The sequence below is a fragment of the Ruegeria sp. AB5 genome (assembly GCF_056542645.1).
Genome location: NZ_JBQGAE010000002.1, coordinates 191,045 through 209,019, shown reverse-complemented (window position 1 = coordinate 209,019; position 17,975 = coordinate 191,045). Strand labels below are relative to the sequence as shown.

At 59.1% G+C, this 17,975-nt stretch carries 19 protein-coding genes; 6 read left to right on the top strand and 13 right to left on the bottom strand.

What is annotated here, in order from left to right; genetic code table 11:
- The first annotated feature begins 65 nt into the window (after positions 1 to 65).
- On the top strand, positions 66 to 257 hold the full coding sequence (locus tag ACR0L4_RS06295; RefSeq protein ID WP_480511443.1) for a hypothetical protein: 192 nt from the start codon (positions 66 to 68) through the stop codon (positions 255 to 257).
- A gap of 2 nt (positions 258 to 259) precedes the next feature.
- Here the strand turns inward: ACR0L4_RS06295 and ACR0L4_RS06290 are convergent, their stop codons facing one another.
- On the bottom strand, positions 260 to 1,009 hold the full coding sequence (locus tag ACR0L4_RS06290) for an RluA family pseudouridine synthase (protein WP_480511441.1): 750 nt from the start codon (positions 1,007 to 1,009) through the stop codon (positions 260 to 262).
- Between ACR0L4_RS06290 and ACR0L4_RS06285 the strand changes: the two genes are divergently transcribed.
- Both ACR0L4_RS06285 and ACR0L4_RS06280 read left to right on the top strand, forming a co-directional pair.
- Positions 1,004 to 1,414 (top strand): nuclear transport factor 2 family protein, encoded by a 411-nt coding sequence (locus ACR0L4_RS06285; protein WP_480511439.1) that lies wholly within the window; start codon positions 1,004 to 1,006, stop codon positions 1,412 to 1,414. The genes ACR0L4_RS06290 and ACR0L4_RS06285 overlap by 6 nt on opposite strands.
- A 2-nt stretch (positions 1,415 to 1,416) precedes the next feature.
- Entirely contained in the window at positions 1,417 to 2,127 is a 711-nt protein-coding gene (locus tag ACR0L4_RS06280; RefSeq protein ID WP_480511800.1) for an SGNH/GDSL hydrolase family protein, read from the top strand.
- On the opposite strand, the gene rarD is transcribed toward ACR0L4_RS06280, so the two are convergent.
- The 12 genes from rarD to ACR0L4_RS06220 all read right to left on the bottom strand — a co-directional run bounded on the left by rarD (position 2,118) and on the right by ACR0L4_RS06220 (position 15,251).
- A complete protein-coding gene (gene rarD, locus ACR0L4_RS06275; protein WP_480511798.1) occupies positions 2,118 to 3,008 on the bottom strand; it encodes an EamA family transporter RarD in 891 nt (296 codons plus the stop codon). The two genes, ACR0L4_RS06280 and rarD, sit on opposite strands and share 10 nt — an antisense overlap.
- A 280-nt stretch (positions 3,009 to 3,288) precedes the next feature.
- Positions 3,289 to 5,742, bottom strand: a complete 2,454-nt coding sequence (locus ACR0L4_RS06270) for a GcvT family protein (protein ID WP_480511437.1) — start codon at positions 5,740 to 5,742, stop codon at positions 3,289 to 3,291.
- 89 nt (positions 5,743 to 5,831) lie between these two features.
- Entirely contained in the window at positions 5,832 to 6,806 is a 975-nt protein-coding gene (locus ACR0L4_RS06265; RefSeq protein ID WP_480511435.1) for a GlxA family transcriptional regulator, read from the bottom strand.
- Between the two features lie 17 nt (positions 6,807 to 6,823).
- Positions 6,824 to 7,717: a homocysteine S-methyltransferase family protein gene (locus tag ACR0L4_RS06260; protein WP_480511433.1), complete on the bottom strand. Its 894-nt coding sequence runs from the start codon at positions 7,715 to 7,717 to the stop codon at positions 6,824 to 6,826.
- Between the two features lie 12 nt (positions 7,718 to 7,729).
- Positions 7,730 to 8,782 (bottom strand): alcohol dehydrogenase family protein, encoded by a 1,053-nt coding sequence (locus ACR0L4_RS06255; RefSeq protein WP_170750078.1) that lies wholly within the window; start codon positions 8,780 to 8,782, stop codon positions 7,730 to 7,732.
- Between the two features lie 12 nt (positions 8,783 to 8,794).
- Positions 8,795 to 9,271: a cupin domain-containing protein gene (locus ACR0L4_RS06250; protein ID WP_170750079.1), complete on the bottom strand. Its 477-nt coding sequence runs from the start codon at positions 9,269 to 9,271 to the stop codon at positions 8,795 to 8,797.
- 18 nt (positions 9,272 to 9,289) lie between these two features.
- Positions 9,290 to 11,737 carry a GcvT family protein gene (locus tag ACR0L4_RS06245; protein ID WP_480511430.1) on the bottom strand — a complete coding sequence of 816 codons (2,448 nt, stop codon included), beginning with the start codon at positions 11,735 to 11,737 and terminating at the stop codon, positions 9,290 to 9,292.
- Between the two features lie 15 nt (positions 11,738 to 11,752).
- On the bottom strand, positions 11,753 to 12,133 hold the full coding sequence (locus ACR0L4_RS06240; RefSeq protein WP_170750081.1) for a GFA family protein: 381 nt from the start codon (positions 12,131 to 12,133) through the stop codon (positions 11,753 to 11,755).
- 4 nt (positions 12,134 to 12,137) lie between these two features.
- Positions 12,138 to 12,761 carry a LysE family translocator gene (locus ACR0L4_RS06235; protein ID WP_480511428.1) on the bottom strand — a complete coding sequence of 208 codons (624 nt, stop codon included), beginning with the start codon at positions 12,759 to 12,761 and terminating at the stop codon, positions 12,138 to 12,140.
- Positions 12,761 to 13,330 carry a helix-turn-helix domain-containing protein gene (locus ACR0L4_RS06230; RefSeq protein WP_170750083.1) on the bottom strand — a complete coding sequence of 190 codons (570 nt, stop codon included), beginning with the start codon at positions 13,328 to 13,330 and terminating at the stop codon, positions 12,761 to 12,763. The genes ACR0L4_RS06235 and ACR0L4_RS06230 overlap by 1 nt, the downstream gene beginning before the upstream one ends.
- A gap of 203 nt (positions 13,331 to 13,533) precedes the next feature.
- Positions 13,534 to 13,986 carry a GAF domain-containing protein gene (locus ACR0L4_RS06225; protein ID WP_170750084.1) on the bottom strand — a complete coding sequence of 151 codons (453 nt, stop codon included), beginning with the start codon at positions 13,984 to 13,986 and terminating at the stop codon, positions 13,534 to 13,536.
- Positions 13,987 to 14,078: 92 nt separating this feature from the next.
- On the bottom strand, positions 14,079 to 15,251 hold the full coding sequence (locus ACR0L4_RS06220) for an acetyl-CoA C-acyltransferase (RefSeq protein WP_480511426.1): 1,173 nt from the start codon (positions 15,249 to 15,251) through the stop codon (positions 14,079 to 14,081).
- A gap of 100 nt (positions 15,252 to 15,351) precedes the next feature.
- On the opposite strand from ACR0L4_RS06220, the gene ACR0L4_RS06215 reads away from it, so the two are divergent.
- From ACR0L4_RS06215 to ACR0L4_RS06205, 3 genes are all read left to right on the top strand, one after another.
- Positions 15,352 to 15,690 (top strand): anti-sigma factor antagonist, encoded by a 339-nt coding sequence (locus ACR0L4_RS06215; protein WP_170750086.1) that lies wholly within the window; start codon positions 15,352 to 15,354, stop codon positions 15,688 to 15,690.
- A 21-nt stretch (positions 15,691 to 15,711) separates the two neighbouring features.
- Positions 15,712 to 16,161, top strand: coding sequence for an ATP-binding protein (locus tag ACR0L4_RS06210; protein ID WP_480511423.1), 450 nt, complete (start codon positions 15,712 to 15,714; stop codon positions 16,159 to 16,161).
- 222 nt (positions 16,162 to 16,383) lie between these two features.
- Complete coding sequence (locus ACR0L4_RS06205; RefSeq protein ID WP_480511421.1) at positions 16,384 to 17,961, top strand: gamma-glutamyltransferase family protein; 1,578 nt, start codon at positions 16,384 to 16,386, stop codon at positions 17,959 to 17,961.
- The last annotated feature ends 14 nt before the right edge of the window (positions 17,962 to 17,975 follow it).

Below are 17,975 nucleotides of genomic sequence, written 5' to 3'. Positions count from 1 at the left end.
CTGACAAGGCGGTGTCAGGAGTGGAGGGGCAGTCTGGATCGAGCTTGAAAAAAGGAGGTCCCCATATGCCAAGCCGAGACGAACATGTTCTGATGAGCCTGAAGCTGGAGCGCTGGTCGCAGGACCATACACTGCGCGGCTATGAAATCGAGCGTGAACTGGCCGCAGCGCGACACAAGGCACGACCGGAACGCCGAAAACGCACCAGTCGTTTTTCGCTGGGCAATCTGAAAATGCTCTGGGGCAGTACGGCCTGACCTTAAAAATCTGCCTGTGCGCGAAACTTCATCGACACACCGCCTTCCGGGTTTTTCAGACGCAACTCTTCAGAATGCAGCATCAGACGTGGGAATTCCCGCGCAGGGCCTTCGGCGTAAAACGGGTCACCCAGAATAGGGTGGCCCAGCGCCTGCATGTGAACACGCAACTGATGCGAGCGACCGGTTTTGGGAAACAGGCGTATACGCGTGGTGGTGCCCTCGTGCTTGAGGACACGCCAATCTGTGACCGCCGGTCTACCGGTATCATGACACACCATCTGACGCGGTCTGTTGGGCCAGTCGACGATCAACGGCAGATCAACTGTGCCGGTCTTGGGCTCAACCCGGCCCCAAACACGGGCAACATAGGTTTTACGGGTCTGGCGCTGCTCGAACTGCAGGCTCAGATTGCGCTGGGCATGAGGCGTTTGGGCAAAGACAATCACGCCCGAAGTATCCCGATCCAACCGATGGACCAACAGCGCCTGAGGAAACGCCGCCTGTACTCGGGTTAGCAGACAGTCGGCCAGGTGTTCACCCCGTCCCGGCACGGACAACAGACCCGGCGGTTTGTTCACCACGATCATTTGGGCATCTTCGTGCAGCACATCCAGCGGTGTCTGGGGGGGATCGTAGGTCTCGCTCATTCGGTTGTGCCTATCGCAGAGCGTTCCTTCCCGCAACGTCGTCCTTGCGTGCAGCGCAGCGTTGGTGAACCCTTGTGGCAAACATAGGGAGAAGACATGCATCCAACAATCGAACGCATGCAGGCAGTCGTGGCCAAAGGTGATGAAACCCTCATTCTCGACCTTCTGGCCGAAGACGTCCGGTTCATGCCGCCAACCTACTACAGCACTTGGACAGGCCGCGCCCCGGTTGCGGCATTGCTCGGGCATGTCGGGCAGGTTTTTTCCGGGTTCCGATACCGGCGGATCATGGGCGATGGCAAGGATTGGGCGCTGGAGTTCCAATGCAAAGTGGGAGACCTGGACGCCATTGGTGTGGATCTGATCACCCTCGACGACGAAGGTCTGATACAGGATTTTGAAGTTGTCATGCGCCCTCACAAGACCGTAAGTGCCCTGCGCGCGGCGATGATGGCCCGCTTCACGAGCGACCCGCGTTTTTCGGAATTCCAGACCGCTCTCGGGTGACGATGCCAATCCCAATTGCAGCCGATCAGATTCTCCGCGTGCCCTTGCTGCCGGTTCTTGCTGTGCAAGGTCTGGCCGTTCGCCGCAATGCCCAAATGCTACCTGAACCCGTTGGGCCGCGCGAAGGGCGAAGCGGCCGAGGGCCGCGTCTGCGCCTGTTGATTGCGGGCGACAGTTCTGCCGCCGGAGTGGGCGCGGGCACTCAGGATCAGGCGCTTTCGGGTCATCTGGTGCGCCAACTCGGTCGGCATCACTCGGTCGAATGGCGGCTCGAGGCGGCAACGGGGCGCACGACTCAGGATACATTCGATCGTTTGCAACGGATCGAGGGCGAGTTCGATGCCGTGGTCACTGCATTGGGCGTCAACGATGTAACCCGGGGGGTGACGTTGAAGACATTCGTCGAGCGCCAGAACCGTTTGGCACATTTGCTGACCAAACACTTTGGCGCGCGCAAAGTGGTGGTCACCGGAGTGCCCCAGATGAACCGCTTTCCGGCCTTACCGCATCCCCTGGCATGGGTTCTGGGCCGTCAATCGGCCCGTTTGGATCGCGGCTTGCAACAGGTTGCAGCCGCCCATCCGCAACTTAGGCACCTGACGCTGGATTTACCCGACGACCCGGCCCTGGCTGCACCGGACGGATATCACCCCAGCCCCAAGACCTATGCCGTTTGGGCCGAGAAAGCTGCGCGGATGCTGCTTCAGGCCTGAGATCGCGACCGTCGGATCATCGGTACAGAGTACACCACCAAAGCAGCCCAGATCAGCGGGAACGCAATCATGCGGCCCCGGTCGGTCTGTTCCCCAAACACAATCACTGCCGTGATGAAGATCATGGTCGGGGCAATGTACTGCAAAATACCCATGGTCGATAGCCGCACCAGTTTGGCCCCGTTGGCATAGACCAGAAGCGGAACGGCAGTTACCACTCCGGCGCAGGACAGCAGCAGAGTATCCGAGGCGACCACCCCGAAGTGACCGGTGCCCTGCGCACCCAGCCAGGTCACATACACCAAGGCCGGGATCAACAGGATCAGAACCTCAAGCAAAAATCCCTGATTGGGCCCGATGGGCAAAGAGCGCTTGAAAAACGCGTAAAAGCCCCACGATACCATCAGTCCAAGAGCCGCCCATGGCAGGCGCCCGGCTTCGAGGACAAGAACCAAAACACCCAGCGCAGCCAGACCAACGGCCACAAGTTGGGTTCGCGTCAACGGCTCTCGTAACAAAATCGCGCCCAAAGCAATGCTGAACAGCGGATTGATGTAGTAACCCAAAGCGGCATCCAGCGCATGACCTGTCGAGATCGCCCAGACATAGATCGCCCAATTCACCGAGATCAGCGCCGCCGTAACGGCTGCCATGCACAGCATCTTGGGATTGCCAAGCGCCGCCTTCAAGTCGCGCGTACGCCCCAGGGCCACCAACAACAACCCGGCAAAAGGCACCGACCAGATGACACGGTGCGCGACAATTTCCACTGGCCCGATATGGTCCAGCGCTTTCATGTACAGAGGAAGAAACCCCCAAAGAACATACGCTGTGACCGCAAGCGCAATCCCTTTGGGCGTGTCCTCGTTCTGAGAAGGCATGGGCACGTCTGCCACGGTCAGTCTCCGGTTGATACCGGATCGGTGTAAGGCAGTTCACGAGCGTTTGAAAACTCTGAAAACCGTGAACTTCCCCATAACGATTTGTGATAGGTGCAACACCGGCGTAGCGTAGAAAGCGATGTTCCAATAGCGAGGCTCTGCCTCGCGCTCCGGGATATTTATGGCCAGATGAAGCCGGGGATCCATTCTTCATCTGGCCATAAATATCCCGGGGGTGTCGCCCGGTACGGGCGGCGGGGGCTGAGCCCCCTAACCGGCCTCAAACTTTCACACGTTCCGATTTCGGATCGTACATCGGCTTCAGAGACGCCTCAGCCCGGACCTTTACGCCACAGACGTCGATCTCATAGGTCGAGGCCAGCACGTCCGCCGCTTTTTCACCTTCGCAAGGCACGTAGCCCAAACCGATGGCTCCGCCCAGAGTATGACCGTAATTCCCCGAACTGAGATAGCCGACATATTCGCCGTCCCGCACAATCGGTTCATTGTGGAACAACAGCGGTTCGGAATCGGTCAGGCGGAATTGAACAAGGCGGTTCTTTGGGCCGTTTTCCTTGCGCTCGATCACAGCCTCGCGCCCGATGAAATCGCTGCCCTTGTCGGTTTTGACGGCAAACCCCAGCCCCGCATCGACCACATGATCCTCACAGGTGATGTCATGGCCGAAGTGGCGGAAGCCCTTTTCGATCCGGCAGCTGTCCATCATGTGCATGCCGCAGAGTTTCAGTCCCATATCCTGCCCGGCCTCATGCAGCGTCTCGAAGACGTGACCTGCCATGTCGGATGAGACATAGACCTCCCATCCAAGCTCACCCACATAGGTCACGCGGTGGACCCGCGCGAGACCCATGCCAATCTCGATCTCTTGCGCCGTACCGAATGGGTTGATCGCGTTCGAGAAATCGTTGGGCGAAACCTTTTCCAGCAACGCGCGTGAATTGGGGCCCATGACCGCCAGGACGCCTTCACCAGCAGTGACATCGGTGATCACCACATTGAAGCCACCCGCATGCCGCATCATCCAGGTCTGATCGGCCAGACGGGTCGCCGCCGGGGTGACGACCAGATAGGCCGTCTCGGTCAGCCTGGTGACGGTCACATCGGCCTCGATCCCGCCAGTGCGGTTGAGAAATTGGGTATAGACGATCTTGCCGGCGGGCACGGAATAGTCGCCCCCGCCGATATAGTTCATGAACTTTTCGGCATCGGGCCCCTCGACGCGGATTTTACCGAACGAAGACATATCGTACATGCCCACATTCTCGCGCACCGCGCGATGTTCCGCGGCCGAGTTTTCGAACCAGTTCTGCCGCTTCCAGCTATACTGGTATTCGCGCTCCTGCCCATCATTGGCGAACCAATTGGCGCGTTCCCAGCCCGCGAGTTCGCCCATAACGGCGCCGTTTTTCAGCAAGTGATGATGGAACGGTGTCCGGCGCACCCCCCGCGCGGTGGCTTTCTGGCGATAGGGGTAGTGGTCCGCATAAAGCAGGCCCAGAGTCTCTTTTGAACGCTCAAAGAGGTACTGCTTGTTGCCTTGGAACGGCTGCATCCGGCTGATATCGACATCGCCCAGATCAAAGGGCTTCTCACCGCTATCCATCCACTCGGCCAGCGCCATTCCGGCGCCTCCCGCCGATTGAATACCAATCGAGTTGAACCCTGCCGCGACCCAGACATTGTCCATCTCGGGCGCAAGGCCAAGATGGTAAGCATCGTCAGGCGTAAAGGATTCCGGACCGTTGAAGAAGGTGTGAATACCGGCCTCGGCCAACAGCGGAACACGTTCAACCGCCTTTTCCAGGATCGGCTCGAAATGATCGAAATCTTCCTGCAATTGGTCGAACTCGAAGGACTCGGGGATGCCGTCCATTGCCCAGGGTTTGGATTCCGGTTCAAACGCGCCCAACAGGATTTTGCCTGCGTCCTCTTTGTAGTAGGCATACTCGTCCGGCACCCTCAGCACAGGCAGCTGGGTCATGCCTTCGATGTTTTCGGTCACGATGTAGAAGTGTTCGCACGCGTGCAGCGGTACGTTCACGCCAGCCATCCGGCCTATCGCGTGACCCCACATACCCGCGCAATTCACCACCATGTCGCATTCGATGTGGCCCGAGGCGCTTCCATCGTCGGCGATCCAATCCACGCCGGTCACTTTGCGGCCCTGCTTTACAATATCGGTGACTTTCACACGTTCCTTGACGATGCCACCGCGTTGACGTGCGCCTTTGGCCAGCGCCTGCGCGATGTTCGCCGGATCACCCTGCCCGTCCAAGGGCAAGTATACAGCGCCTTTGACATCCTGGATGTTCAGATGCGGATAGAGTTCCTGAACGCGCTCGTTCGAGATCTCTTCGACCTCAACCCCAAAGGCACGGGCCATGGCCGCCTGGCGATAGATCTCTTCTTTGCGCTCCTCGGTCAGCGCCACGGTGATCGACCCGCAGCGCTTGAACCCGGTGGCGACGCCTGTTTCTTCCTCAAGCGCGCCGTAAAGCTCCTGAGAGTATTTCGCCAGCTTGGTCATGTTCGCAGTGGCCCGCAGCTGCGCGATCAGGCCCGCCGCGTGCCATGTGGTGCCGCTGGTCAGCTGCTTGCGTTCCAGCAACACAACATCTTTCCAGCCCTTCTTTGTCAGATGATAGGCGACCGAGCATCCGATGACGCCGCCGCCGATGATGACCACTCGGGCCTTGCTGGGAAGATCAGCCATGGTGATGACTCCGCTTTGTCAGATTCTTCTTTGCATGACACGAAAGATCGACACAGAACCCATCAAAAACGTCAGCGCGTCCGCAAAAATCATCTTTGTGCCGCTTGTCTTTTTTTGCGCCGCATGACGAAGGGTGTGACACCGAAGAAACTTTTGTACACGGACGAAAACCCATTGGGAAAACCACAGGCCAGACCGATTTCGCGCACGCTCATCGTGGTGTTGAGCAGCAGATTGTTGGCCTTGGCCAGGCGCATTTCGCGGTAAAACCCGTTGGGCGTGGTTCCGAAGACCGCCTTGAACTTACGCTCAAGCGACCGGTTGGACAGGCCCAGCGCATCTACCAGTTCGTGAATCGGCAAAGGGTCTTCGATATTGGCCTGCATCAGTTTGATGCATTGATCCAGTTTGGCATCCCCCGTCGCCGTGTTTTTTGCGCCGGAAAACGGTTGCATCGAAGCAAAGTCGCGAATGTTCTCATGCAGCATGATATCTGCCACGGTCATCTGCGTCGGGCCCGAGATATGGCGTCCGATCACGGCCAGCGCGATGTCGGTTGTCGCGCCCATTCCTGCACAGGTCACCACTGCGCCACGCTCGGTCGCGATCGATAGTTTGGCTTCGAACCGCGCACCACGTTCGCGCAGGAAAGACGCGTTTTCCCAGTGTGTGGCCAAATCGGCTGTGCCCTGTTCGTCGATGTACCGGCTGGCGGCCTCGGCCAGAAGAAAGACCTGCGCACCGCGATAGGTATAGTCCGAGACGATGCGTCCAAGGGACAGGTCAGGATGATCCGGGTTCGAGTTGCCTATGACAAACAGATAGGACGCGTTGGGTTGGGAAGAGAGTTTGTCGGTGTCAACCGTCGCATCGCTACTGCTGGCGACGGCCCCGCCCCTGATCGACCGATAGCTGTACGAGAACCGGGGGGTTGGGCACACCCGATTGGCGATGCGCAAAACATCTACCAAAGACGCGAGTTCCAGCAGGACATATCCCGGTGCCAGCAGGATATCGAAATGAACGGTCGCACCCGAATTGGCTGATGTTGGTGTCTGTGTCATTCAGCCTCTCAATCGGGTCAGACGATCGTGTGACCGGCAGATTTTAACCTTTGGGCCAGTGCCTCAATATGGTCCGGGCCGATCTCGCAGCATCCGCCGACAATTGTGGCGCCGTTTTGCACCCAAGCCATCGCGTGGTCGGCATAGGCGTCGGGTCCGAGATCACGGCGTTGTTCCAGACTATCAACGGTTGGGGCATCCTGCAAAAAGCCCTCGGCGATATGGGTGAATCCATTGGCATAGGCGCCAAAGGGCAGGCCCATATCCGACAGAATATCCAGCGCCGCCGGAACGGCCTCGGGACGGGTGCAGTTGATCAGCAGCGCTTGTGGTTGATACCGCGCGACCAGCGGTGCGATCTCTTCCAATGCTTCGCCAGAGCGCAGTCGGGTGCCGTCGTCATCCATGACAGACAAAGCCAACCACACAGGCTTGCCGCAGTTTTCCGTGCCCCGCAGGGTGCCTTCGGCTTCCAGAACCGAGGACACGGTTTCGATCAGAAACAAGTCGACTTCTTCGGCCATCAGCGCGACCAGTTCAGCGAATTTTCGGGCGGCATCTTCAGGATCGGGCTTAAGGTCCGGCCTGTAGGTCGCCAATAGCGGGCCAAGCGATCCGGCCACCCGCCCATCCATACCCTCGCACGCTGCCTTGGCCTGTGCGACGGCGGTTTGAACCAGCGGTGCAAGCTGATTCTCGATCCCTTCGCGTAACAGACGCGAGCGGTGAACAGCGTAGGTGTTGGTCGTAGCGACGGTCGCACCGCGCCGGAGATATTCGGCATGCACATCCCGGACCAGCTCCGGGTGATCGATCATCACCCGCGTCGACCACAGCGGTGTCGGACGTTTGCCACTGCGTTTCACCAGCTCTTGCCCGATCGAGCCATCCAGAAGGGTGATGTCGGCCATGTTTCCAGCTCCTTACGGGATCAGCACCAGTTTTCCAGGCAGCGCCTTGGATTGGAAATCCTCTTGCGCTCTGGCGATGTCCTTTAAGGGGTATGTACGGGAAATCAAAGGTTTGATGCGACCAGCATTCATCAACTCGACCAGACGACCAAAGACCTCGGGCGACTGATGCGTGCAGCCGTGGATGGTGATATCGCGCAGGTAGATGTCGCGCAGATCGGCCTGGACCACCGGGCCGGCAATGGCCCCTGAAACCGCGTAGTGACCCCCGGGCTTCAAAGCCAGCACGAGACCTGCCCACGCGGCGCCGCCAACCACGTCAATCACAACATCAAACATGTCTGCAGGCAGGGGCGCGTTGCGGTCGAATGTCTCGACCGCACCCTGAGATTTCACCACATCTGCTTTCGCGGCACTGGTCACGCCCCAGACAGACGCCCCGCGCAATCGGGCCAGTTGTACGGCGGCAAGGCCGACACCACCCGATGCCCCTGTGATCAGGACCTTGTGGCCCGACGTCACTCCGGCCCGCGTAAGAAGGTTTTCGGCCGTGCCGAAAGCGCAGGGGATAGCGGCGATTTCAATGTCAGTCAGGGGTGAGCCAGTCACATCATAGAGGTCATCCGCCTCAACCAGGCAATACTGCGCGAATGCCCCGTCGATCTCGGACCCCAAAGCGATGAAACCGCGCGGATGACCGGGTCTTGGGCGCGGCAGGTTGATCGGGCAGGTGACACGTTGACCCGGTTTGAAACCGGCATCCACTCCGACAGCGTCGACAATGCCGCACAGATCACCACCTTGAATGCGTGGGAATTGCAAGGCCCCGCCCCAGCCCCCGGCCTCGACGTCCTGATCGACGTCTTCGGTCGCACTGGTCACGTCCGAGGAATACCATCCAACCCGTGTATTGATATCAGTATTGTTGACACCCGCGGCGGCGACCCGGACCAGAACCTGCCCCCGACCGGGTTGAGGAACCGGGATGTCCTGACGCCATACCAATGCTTCTGGGCCACCGTGATGGGTCAGGTAAACACCGGACATCGTTGTTGGCGTCGTCATGGCAAGGGTCTTTCAGGTTGCATCATCGGGATGAGACGGCACAGGGCCCATCGGAACAATGTCATACCGTGCATTCAGGGCCGTCATCTTGGCCTCGTCGGCGAAATCGGCCTCGCTCATCAACGCCAACTCGGACAAAAATTCATCAAAACCTGATGGCTGGAAGATCATCAGCATTTTTGCCGGCCCGCCGCCTGCCGTACGGCAGGCATGTGGGACGCCGGGCGGCACGTGCATCGTGGTGCCCGCGATACAGCGATGCCAATCGCCATCGACATAGAAATCCACCTCACCTTCGAGGAAGTAGAAGGTCTCGGCATGAGTGTCATGGCGATGAAGGCCAAGCGCGAAGCTGGCCTTCAGGTTGTCCTCCATGAGGGTATACGCCCCGTTCGTATCCTGACCTGAAACCTTTACGAAGGTATGGTCATTCTCCCAGTCATAGTTGGGACCCTCACCGGGTCCCAATTTGGCGTATCGAGTGCTCATGGCAGTCTCCGTGAGAGGTCAGGCGCGCAGCCGCTCGTTCTCAGGATCCCAGAGCGGCTGATCCTGCTCTACCACAGCGCGGCATTTTTTGCCGTAGATTTCGACCTCGAGTTCGGTGCCGGGATTGGCCAGTTCGGCCTTGATCATGCCCAGCGCGATGGATTTGCCGACACGATAACCCCATGCACCCGAGGTCGTCTCGCCCACGATCTGATCTCCCTGCCAGATGCAAGACATATAGGGCGCGTCACTGGCACCGGCCTCAACGGTCAGGGTGACAAATGACTTTTTCACACCTTGCTGTTTTTCATTCAGGATGGCGGCTTTTCCCGGGAAGTCTTGTGGTTTGTCCAGTTTGACAAAACGTCCCAGCCCCCCTTCAAGCAGCGAGTAGTCGGTGCTCAGATCACCCTTCCACGCGCGGTATCCCTTTTCGATGCGCAGAGAATTCAGCGCATACATCCCGAAAGGCTTGGCCCCTGCGTCGAGGATCGCGTCATAGATGGCAGGCATGTCCTTGTTCAAGGCATGGACTTCCCAACCCAGTTCTCCGGCAAAAGACACACGGATCAGGTGGGCAGGCTGCCCGGCCACGGTGGCGCTTTGATGGGTCAGCCAACCCAGTGACAGATCAGCATCCGTCAGACCCGACAGGACCTCGCGCGATTTTGGGCCGGTGACGATCAGGGTGTCGCGTGTCGTAGTGACATCCTCGACACTGACACCCACGGGCATCACGCTTTTCAAGAGATCGCGGTCATGCCACTGCGCCGTTGCGGCGGTGATCATGACGAACTCATCCTCGGCCAGTCGCAGGCAGGACATCTCGGTCAGGATGCGACCACGAGCATCAGAGACATAGACAAGATTGATGCGGCCCACCTTGGGCAAACCACCTGTCACCAACCCGCGCAAGGCCTCGGCGGCACCGTCGCCCTTGACCATGAAACGCGAAAAGCCGGGCAAATCCAGCACGCCACAATGGTCGCGCACCGCCTCGCATTCTTCCTTGATCCGCTGCTCCCACGGGCCAGAGCGACCCCAGGTATGCGTGGCCTCAAGTGAGGTATCGTCGCCTGGCTGGGCGAACCAGTTGGCCCGCTCCCAGCCGTTATAGGCCCCCATGACACCGCCCAGCGCCTTGACTTTCTCATGCACGGGCGAGGTTTTCTTGTCGCGCGCGGCAGGCCATTCGTGATGCGGGAAGTGCATGGCGTATTCGTTGCCATAGACCTCCATGCCTTTCTGGTTGCAGTAGTCCTGATCCGTGTAGTCGGTATAGCGGCGCGGATCGACAGCCCACATATCCCATTCGGTCGCGCCGTCGACGATCCATTCGGCAAGAACCTTGCCGGCACCACCTCCCTGCGCAATGCCAAAGGTAAAGGTGTGCGCCTCGAACGCGTTTTTCACGCCGGGCATCGGGCCGATAAGCGGCAGGCCATCGGGTGCATATGGGATCGGGCCGTTGATGACACGCCCGACGCCCGAGGTCGCCATCAGCGGCACCCGCTCCATCGCGTCGGTGACAATATCCTCGATCCGGTCCAGATCGTCGTTCCAAAGCTGGAAGCTGAAATCCTCGGGCATCGGGTCATCTTCGGTCATCCAATGGCCCTTGCAGTTGGGCTCGTAGGGCCCAAGATTGAAGCCGTTCTTCTCCTGCCGCAGGTAGTATGAGATATCCACGTCGCGCAGCAGCGGCAGCTTGCCGCCATGCTCTTTCGACCAGGCCTCGATTTCGGGCACTTCATCTGTCAGCAGGTACTGATGGCTCATGACCATGGCGGGCACGGTGCGACCGCCGAAGGGTTTGAACCACTCACCCACGCGCTGCGCGTAGTACCCGGCGGCATTGACCACGTAATCACAGTTGATGTCGCCTTTGTCCGTATGCACGGTCCAGGTGCCGTCATCGTGCTGCGTCACACCGGTCGCCGGGCAGAAACGGATGATTTTCTGGCCCATGTCGCGTGCACCCTTGGCCAGGGCCTGTGTCAGCTGCGCCGGGTCGATATCCCCATCGGTTGGATCATACAGCACGCCCTCAAGGTCATGGGTTTCAAGGAACGGGTAACGCTCCTTGGCCTGCTCCGGGGTCCACATCTCCATCGGGATGCCCTGGTACAGGCCCATCGACATGGCGTGTTCGAATTCCTGCATCCGCTCTTTGCTGTGCGCCAGACGGATCGACCCCGAGACGTGATAATTCATCGGATAGTCGACCTCTTCGGCCAAACGCGAATACAGCTCGGTCGAATAGCGCTGCATGTTCATGATCGCCCAAGAATTCGAGAAGGTTGGCACGTTACCCGCCGCATGCCATGTCGATCCGGCGGTCAACTCGTTCTTTTCCAGAAGAACGCAGTCGGTCCAGCCTTTCTTGGCCAGATGATACAGCGAGGACGTCCCCACCACACCACCACCGATGATAACCACGCGGGCATTTGTTGGAAAATCGCTCATTGGTCTAGGTCCTTGTTACTGTGCCCGTTGGGGCAGTTCGTCCGTGATGTCGTAATAGTCGCCCTTGTCGGCGACAAAGATGTGCTGTGAGAGTGTCAGGCCCGTGGGTTCGCTCAGCGCGCCCATGGAAATGGATATCGTGTCTTCGTCATTGTTCTGCCAGAACAGAAAAGAACCGCAGGTGCTGCAAAATCCGCGACGGGCCGTGCCCGAGGCTCGAAACCACTGCAAGGTGTCGCTGGCCGAAAATCTCAGGTTGTCCTGTTGGGTCCAGGTCGAGGCCCAGACATGACCCGATTGCTTGCGGCATTGGCTGCAATGGCAGGCCGAGGGCGGCGACAGATCCCCGTCGATTGTAAACGCGACCGCGCCGCACAGGCAGGAACCGGTATGCATGTGATTACCCCCTTGCTGCAGGCGTGGAACTGGCTCCCAGCAACCCGCCATAGATGATGAAACAGGTCGCCATCACACGGCGGACCCAAATGTTGAATACGGCCCCCAATGCGGCCTTGCCCATCAGTGCACCCAGTAAGGTGAACCCGGTGTAGCTGAGTGTGGTGATGACAAGCGCGGTGGGCATGATCACACCCATCTGCTGCCAGATCGGTACGTCCGGCTGCACGAATTGGGAAAAAGCCGCCAGGTATCCGGCGACGCTTTTGGGATTGATCGTCGCGACGGCCAGCGCATGCAGATAGACATGCCGCGCAGGCCGTTCGGACGCAGGCGCCGGTTTCGTCGCGTTCATCCAGCCGCGAACGCCAACCCAGATCAGGAACCCCGCCCCTACCAGTTTGGCGATGAAGAACCCGGTCGGAGAGGCCGCAATCAGCGCCGTGAGACCCAGCGCTGACAAGATCAGAAACGCACTGGCCTGCGTCAGGATGGCCAATACCCCCAGCATTGCCTTGGGCGCCGGCAGGCTCATACCGTTCGAAATGCAATTGACAGCATTCGGCCCCGGGGTGGTGACGAAGACCACCCAGAACAGCGCGAATATGGTCCAGGCCTCAAAGCTCATCAATACACCGGCGGCGCGATGACCCAGATGGCCACGGCGGGCTCATCATAGGGGTTGGACCAATGGTATTGTTCATGCTTGATGCGGAAACTGTCCCCCGGCCCAACCGTGAACTGATGCGCCCCAATGCTCAGATCCAGGTAGCCCGAGATCATGTACCCGACTTCCTGTGTCGGTCGGTTGGCCGGCTTTTGCATGTTCGATCGGGGCTCGAACGTCGAATGCACCATTTCGAAATCGTCGGTCAGGTCAGGCGAGAGCAGCTCCTCGATCAAACCTTCCTCGCCCGACCCCATCGGACGGCGTGATCCGGCGCGCACGACATACCCCTGCTCTGCAACCGGTGCTGCCGAATGCGCAAACAGCATCGACATCGGCACACCCAGGCATTCCGAGATTTGGCGCAGATCCGAGATGGAGGGGTCGGACATGTCCCGCTCAACCTGACTGAGCCATCCGACCGAGCGGTTCAGGCGCGCTGCGATCTCAGACAGCGTCAGCCCCCGTGCCTTTCGCAAGGCGCGCAAATCTGCGCCCAGAGTAGCACTTTGTGGGGCTTGGCTGTTCACGCTTGGGCTCCGAATCTTATGAAATTTTCCGCCTGTTTTTCACGATGCCTCAGTTTCGTGAAATTTCCAAGGATTTTTTCATCGTCGTAAACAAACCGGTTTCGCGCCTTTCGACCTGTCTTCATGGCGCTTTGTTCAAGCGACCCGGGTGCCGTCTGAAAAACAGATCGCGGTTCCGCTTTCTATGACCACGAACGACAGGGTTAGACTGAAAACACCTGTCTCAGGATTGCCTGCAATTCCGAGGCGTCTTTTGCGTTGAAAGCATCCGGCTGGTCACTGTCGATGTCAAACACCGCAATAATGTTGCCGGAACCATCCCGCACCGGCAGGACCAGTTCTGATCGTGTCGACGACGCACAAGCGATATGGCCGGGGAAGGCATCCACGTCGGGCACCAACTGAACCTCACCGGTCCGTGCTGCGGCGCCACAGACGCCGCGCTCGAACGGGATAACCAGACATCCGTGACCGCCCTGATACGGGCCGATTTTCAACAGGCCCGGTTCGGTGACCCGGTAAAAGCCCGTCCAGTCAAAGCGATCATCGGAATGGTGAACCTCGCACACGAGCGTCGCCATCAGAGCGACCTGATCCGTTTCGCCCTCGGTCAGGGCCGCGATCGTTTTTGCTAGTGTTTCGTAGTTCACAGTCATAGTACGCTCGTTTTGGGTATGGCGAGGGGTATGTAACCCCTCGTGTGCCTTGGGCATGAGTCACCCCGGCCTAGTTCAAGCAAATGCACGCGTCAAATGCGTTCGATTGCAATGGCGGTGCCTTCACCGCCCCCGATACAAATGGCCGCAACACCGCGTTTGAGTTTTCGCTTTTCCAACGCGTTCAACAGCGTCACCATGATCCGCGCCCCCGATGCACCGATCGGGTGACCAAGCGCACATGCCCCGCCATTCACGTTCACTTTTTCGCGCGGCACGCCCATCTCATGCATGAAAGCCATGGGCACGACCGCGAAGGCTTCGTTAACTTCCCAAAGATCGACATCCTCGACGCGCCAGCCGATCCGGGCCAGCAGTTTTTGCGCGGCGGGAACCGGTGCTGTGGTAAAGAGCCCCGGAGCCTGCGCATGGCTGGCATGGCCCAGAATGCGTGCTCGGACAGTCAGGCCTTGCGCTTTGGCGGCCTCTGAAGACGCCAGAACCAAGGCCGCCGCACCATCCGAGATCGAAGACGCGTTAGCTGCGGTAACCGTGCCGTCCTTGCGGAAGGCGGGCTTTAGGGTCGGGATTTTGTCGGGCCGCGCCGATTTGGGCTGTTCGTCTGTATCCTGAACCGTATCACCTTTCCGACCGCGCACCGTGACCGGAGAGATTTCGGCGTCAAATGCGCCGCTGTTCTGCGCTGCCAGGGCATTCGAAAGTGATTGCAGCGCATAGTCATCCTGCGCCTCGCGCGTGAACTGATAGGCTTCAGCACAATCCTCGGCAAAAGTTCCCATCAGACGGCCTTTGTCATAGGCGTCTTCCAGACCGTCCAGAAACATATGATCCACGACCTGCCCATGCCCTATACGCGCACCACCGCGCATCTTGGGCAGCAGGTACGGCGCGTTTGTCATGCTTTCCATTCCGCCGGCAATCATGGTTTCGGTCTGCCCGAGGGCGATCTGGTCAAAGGCGATCATCGCCGCCTTCATGCCCGATCCGCACATTTTGTTCAGCGTTGTCGCAGGCACCTCTTGGCCCAAACCCGCCGCGAACCCGGCCTGCCGGGCCGGAGCCTGACCTTGCCCCGCCGGAAGCACACAGCCCATCAACACTTCATCTACGGTATTGGCACCTGCCTGCTGCATCGCTGCCCGTATCGCGGTGCCACCAAGTTCAGCAGCCGAGACGCCATCGAACATGCCCTGAAATCCCCCCATCGGCGTACGGGCTGCCCCTGCAACTATAACGTTCTTCATCCCGGTATCCTCCTTTTTTCGCATCCTGAATACCGAATGGTAAGATTTGCCGTCTAGCGTATTTCTACGACGCAAATACAGCTAAAAAGGGCGGTCAATCATGGGGCTGACCAGCACGGTAACCGACAGGACTCAGGTCATCACGGTTCATTCCGAACGGATAGACGCAGCAATTGCCATCCAATTCAAGGAAGACATGCGCCGCGAAACCAAACCCGATGCCGACCGGATCATCCTCGATCTGGAAGGGGTCCAGTTTATCGATTCAAGCGGGCTGGGCGCCATCGTCGCGTCAATGAAACAATTGGGAAACGGGCGTCGGCTGGACCTTGCCGGACTGCAGCCGGTTGTAGAAAAAGTGTTCCGACTGACACGGATGGACACGGTTTTTCGTCTGTTCGAGTCCCTGGGCGACGCCTTGTCCGCGCCAACAGATTAACCCTGGCCGGAGTAAACGGGTGTGACGCCGCGCAGTGATGAAACCTGTCTGGAACTGAGCTTTCCCGCAAGCGAGGCAGATGCCAGCGCTGGCATCGCTCGGCTGAGTGCAAGTCTCGCCCACAGGGGCCTGCCCTCGGACAAGGCTGGTGACGTCAAGATCGCCTTGGCAGAAGCCATCAACAACGTTGTCGAGCACGCCTATGCCGGAATTGAGCCCGCCAAGGTCCAGATCTCTTGCAGGCTCGACCGGGACAGGCTGGACATTCTGATATCCGACACGGGCCATCCATTGCCGGGATATCGACCCCCGGATGGGGTGCCGGCCAGCGTTGAGACAGACGTGCAGGACCTGCCCGAGGGGGGGTTTGGATGGTACCTTATTCACCAACTCACCAACGAGATACGGTATGAGCGTCGGAATGGGTGCAACCTGCTATCCCTGCGGTTTGACATACCCAAGCCTGTTTGAACCAGCGGATTTGTCCCCAAATGGCCACAATAAGGCCTTTTTCGAACCATTGCGTCGCCGCAAACGGCCGCCATAAATGGGCTTGTAGCTCAGATAGCTTCCCTCGGCGCCAAGTGTCACAGCCCCCACCCAGTGAACGGCGCCGAGGAACTCTCCCCTTGAAAAACTGGACAAACTTCGCCTGCGCGATACCTTCGCCTCGTTGTGAGAGAAGGGTCTGATATGCGAGATTTACACCAGCCGGGCCGATCCGAAGTCCTGGCCAGCAATGGGATGTGCGCAACGTCGCATCCTCTTGCCGCAAAAGTGGCCATCGACATGTTGGAACGGGGCGGTAACGCGATGGATGCAGCCATCGCCGGGGCGATCCTGCTGGGTATTTGCGAGCCGCAAATGACCGGGCTGGGGGGCGATTGCTTTGTTCTGTACAACCGCGCGGGGGAGAACCGCATTCATGCACTGAACGGATCGGGGCGCGCTCCGGCAAAGGCGAATGCCGACACTTTGCGCGCCAGGGGGCTGACCGCAATCCCCTTGAACAGCCCCGATTCTGTTACAATTCCCGGGGCGGTAGATGCGTTCTGTTTTCTGTCCGAGACTGAGGGGCGTTTGGGCCTCGACGCCATTGTGCAACCGGCAATCCACTACGCGGAACAAGGCGTACCGGTCGCGCCCCGTGTGGCATTTGACTGGCGCAACGCCGCCGCGACGCTGCAAGGTGCCGCCAAACGGCATTATCTGATTGACGGTGAAGTTCCCCAAGTGGGTCAGGTCTTCCGCTCGCCGGGTCAAGCGGAGGTTTTGCGTCAGATCGCCAAACGCGGTCGCGACGCCTTTTACAAGGATGAGATTGCACAGGACATGCTGGCCGCCCTGTCACAGGTTGGCGGTGTTCATACCACAGAGGACTTTGAAGCGACCCGATGCACACCAGCCGAGCCGATGCGTGGCAGCTATAAAGGGGTGGATTTGGTCGAGCATCCACCAAACGGTCAGGGCGCAACTGCGATCCTATTGCTGAACATCCTGAAGCATTTTGATTTGGCGCGTATGGATCCCTTGGGCACCGAGCGGGTGCATATCGAAGCCGAAGCAACCAAACTGGCCTATGACGTCCGCAACCGATTTATCGCCGACCCGGACCATACTGCGCGCGCGAACCGGTTCCTTGATCCCAGCCTTGCAGAAAACCTTGCCGCGCTGATTGATCCCAAACGGTCAATGGCAGCGGCTTTGCCTGTGACCGAGGCGATCCACAAGGACACAGTTTACATTACCGTTGTTGACCGCGATCGAATGGCGGTTTCCCTGATCTATTCGATCTTCCACAGTTTCGGCTCAGGCATCTGCTCGGAGAAATACGGGATTCTCCTGCAAAATCGGGGGGCGGGGTTTACACTCGACACCGGGCACCCGAATGAGCTTGGCGGGGGAAAGCGACCGATGCACACGATCATTCCCGGGATGTTGCAGGACAAGGGCCGCATTCTGATGCCATTTGGCGTCATGGGCGGAGCGTACCAACCAACAGGGCATGCACGGTTTGTCTCGAACCTGACGGATTTTGGGATGGATTTGCAGGAGGCTATAAACGCCCCCCGCGCCTTCGCCGATGGCGGCATCCTAAAGCTTGAACGCGGGTATTCCGAGCAAGTGGCGAGACAATTGCGCGAAATCGGTCACACTGTAGAAACTCCAGAAACGCCACTCGGAGGGGCACAGGCAATCCGAATCCTCAGCAGCGGGAGTCTGGAGGGCGCCAGTGACCCTCGTAAGGATGGTTGCGCGCTGGGGTACTGACGGATTGGCGGACC

Coding starts and splice junctions, on each gene's coding strand:
- ACR0L4_RS06270 (WP_480511437.1), bottom strand. CDS start 5,742: ATGGCTGATCTTCCCAGCAAGGCCCGAGTGGTCATCATCGGCGGCGGC.
- ACR0L4_RS06250 (WP_170750079.1), bottom strand. CDS start 9,271: ATGAGCACTCGATACGCCAAATTGGGACCCGGTGAGGGTCCCAACTAT.
- ACR0L4_RS06255 (WP_170750078.1), bottom strand. CDS start 8,782: ATGACGACGCCAACAACGATGTCCGGTGTTTACCTGACCCATCACGGT.
- ACR0L4_RS06260 (WP_480511433.1), bottom strand. CDS start 7,717: ATGGCCGACATCACCCTTCTGGATGGCTCGATCGGGCAAGAGCTGGTG.
- ACR0L4_RS06205 (WP_480511421.1), top strand. CDS start 16,384: ATGCGAGATTTACACCAGCCGGGCCGATCCGAAGTCCTGGCCAGCAAT.
- ACR0L4_RS06240 (WP_170750081.1), bottom strand. CDS start 12,133: ATGCATACCGGTTCCTGCCTGTGCGGCGCGGTCGCGTTTACAATCGAC.
- ACR0L4_RS06225 (WP_170750084.1), bottom strand. CDS start 13,986: ATGACTGTGAACTACGAAACACTAGCAAAAACGATCGCGGCCCTGACC.
- ACR0L4_RS06235 (WP_480511428.1), bottom strand. CDS start 12,761: ATGAGCTTTGAGGCCTGGACCATATTCGCGCTGTTCTGGGTGGTCTTC.
- ACR0L4_RS06215 (WP_170750086.1), top strand. CDS start 15,352: ATGGGGCTGACCAGCACGGTAACCGACAGGACTCAGGTCATCACGGTT.
- ACR0L4_RS06265 (WP_480511435.1), bottom strand. CDS start 6,806: ATGACACAGACACCAACATCAGCCAATTCGGGTGCGACCGTTCATTTC.
- ACR0L4_RS06295 (WP_480511443.1), top strand. CDS start 66: ATGCCAAGCCGAGACGAACATGTTCTGATGAGCCTGAAGCTGGAGCGC.
- ACR0L4_RS06245 (WP_480511430.1), bottom strand. CDS start 11,737: ATGAGCGATTTTCCAACAAATGCCCGCGTGGTTATCATCGGTGGTGGT.
- ACR0L4_RS06285 (WP_480511439.1), top strand. CDS start 1,004: ATGCATCCAACAATCGAACGCATGCAGGCAGTCGTGGCCAAAGGTGAT.
- ACR0L4_RS06220 (WP_480511426.1), bottom strand. CDS start 15,251: ATGAAGAACGTTATAGTTGCAGGGGCAGCCCGTACGCCGATGGGGGGA.
- ACR0L4_RS06280 (WP_480511800.1), top strand. CDS start 1,417: ATGCCAATCCCAATTGCAGCCGATCAGATTCTCCGCGTGCCCTTGCTG.
- rarD (WP_480511798.1), bottom strand. CDS start 3,008: ATGCCTTCTCAGAACGAGGACACGCCCAAAGGGATTGCGCTTGCGGTC.
- ACR0L4_RS06290 (WP_480511441.1), bottom strand. CDS start 1,009: ATGCATGTCTTCTCCCTATGTTTGCCACAAGGGTTCACCAACGCTGCG.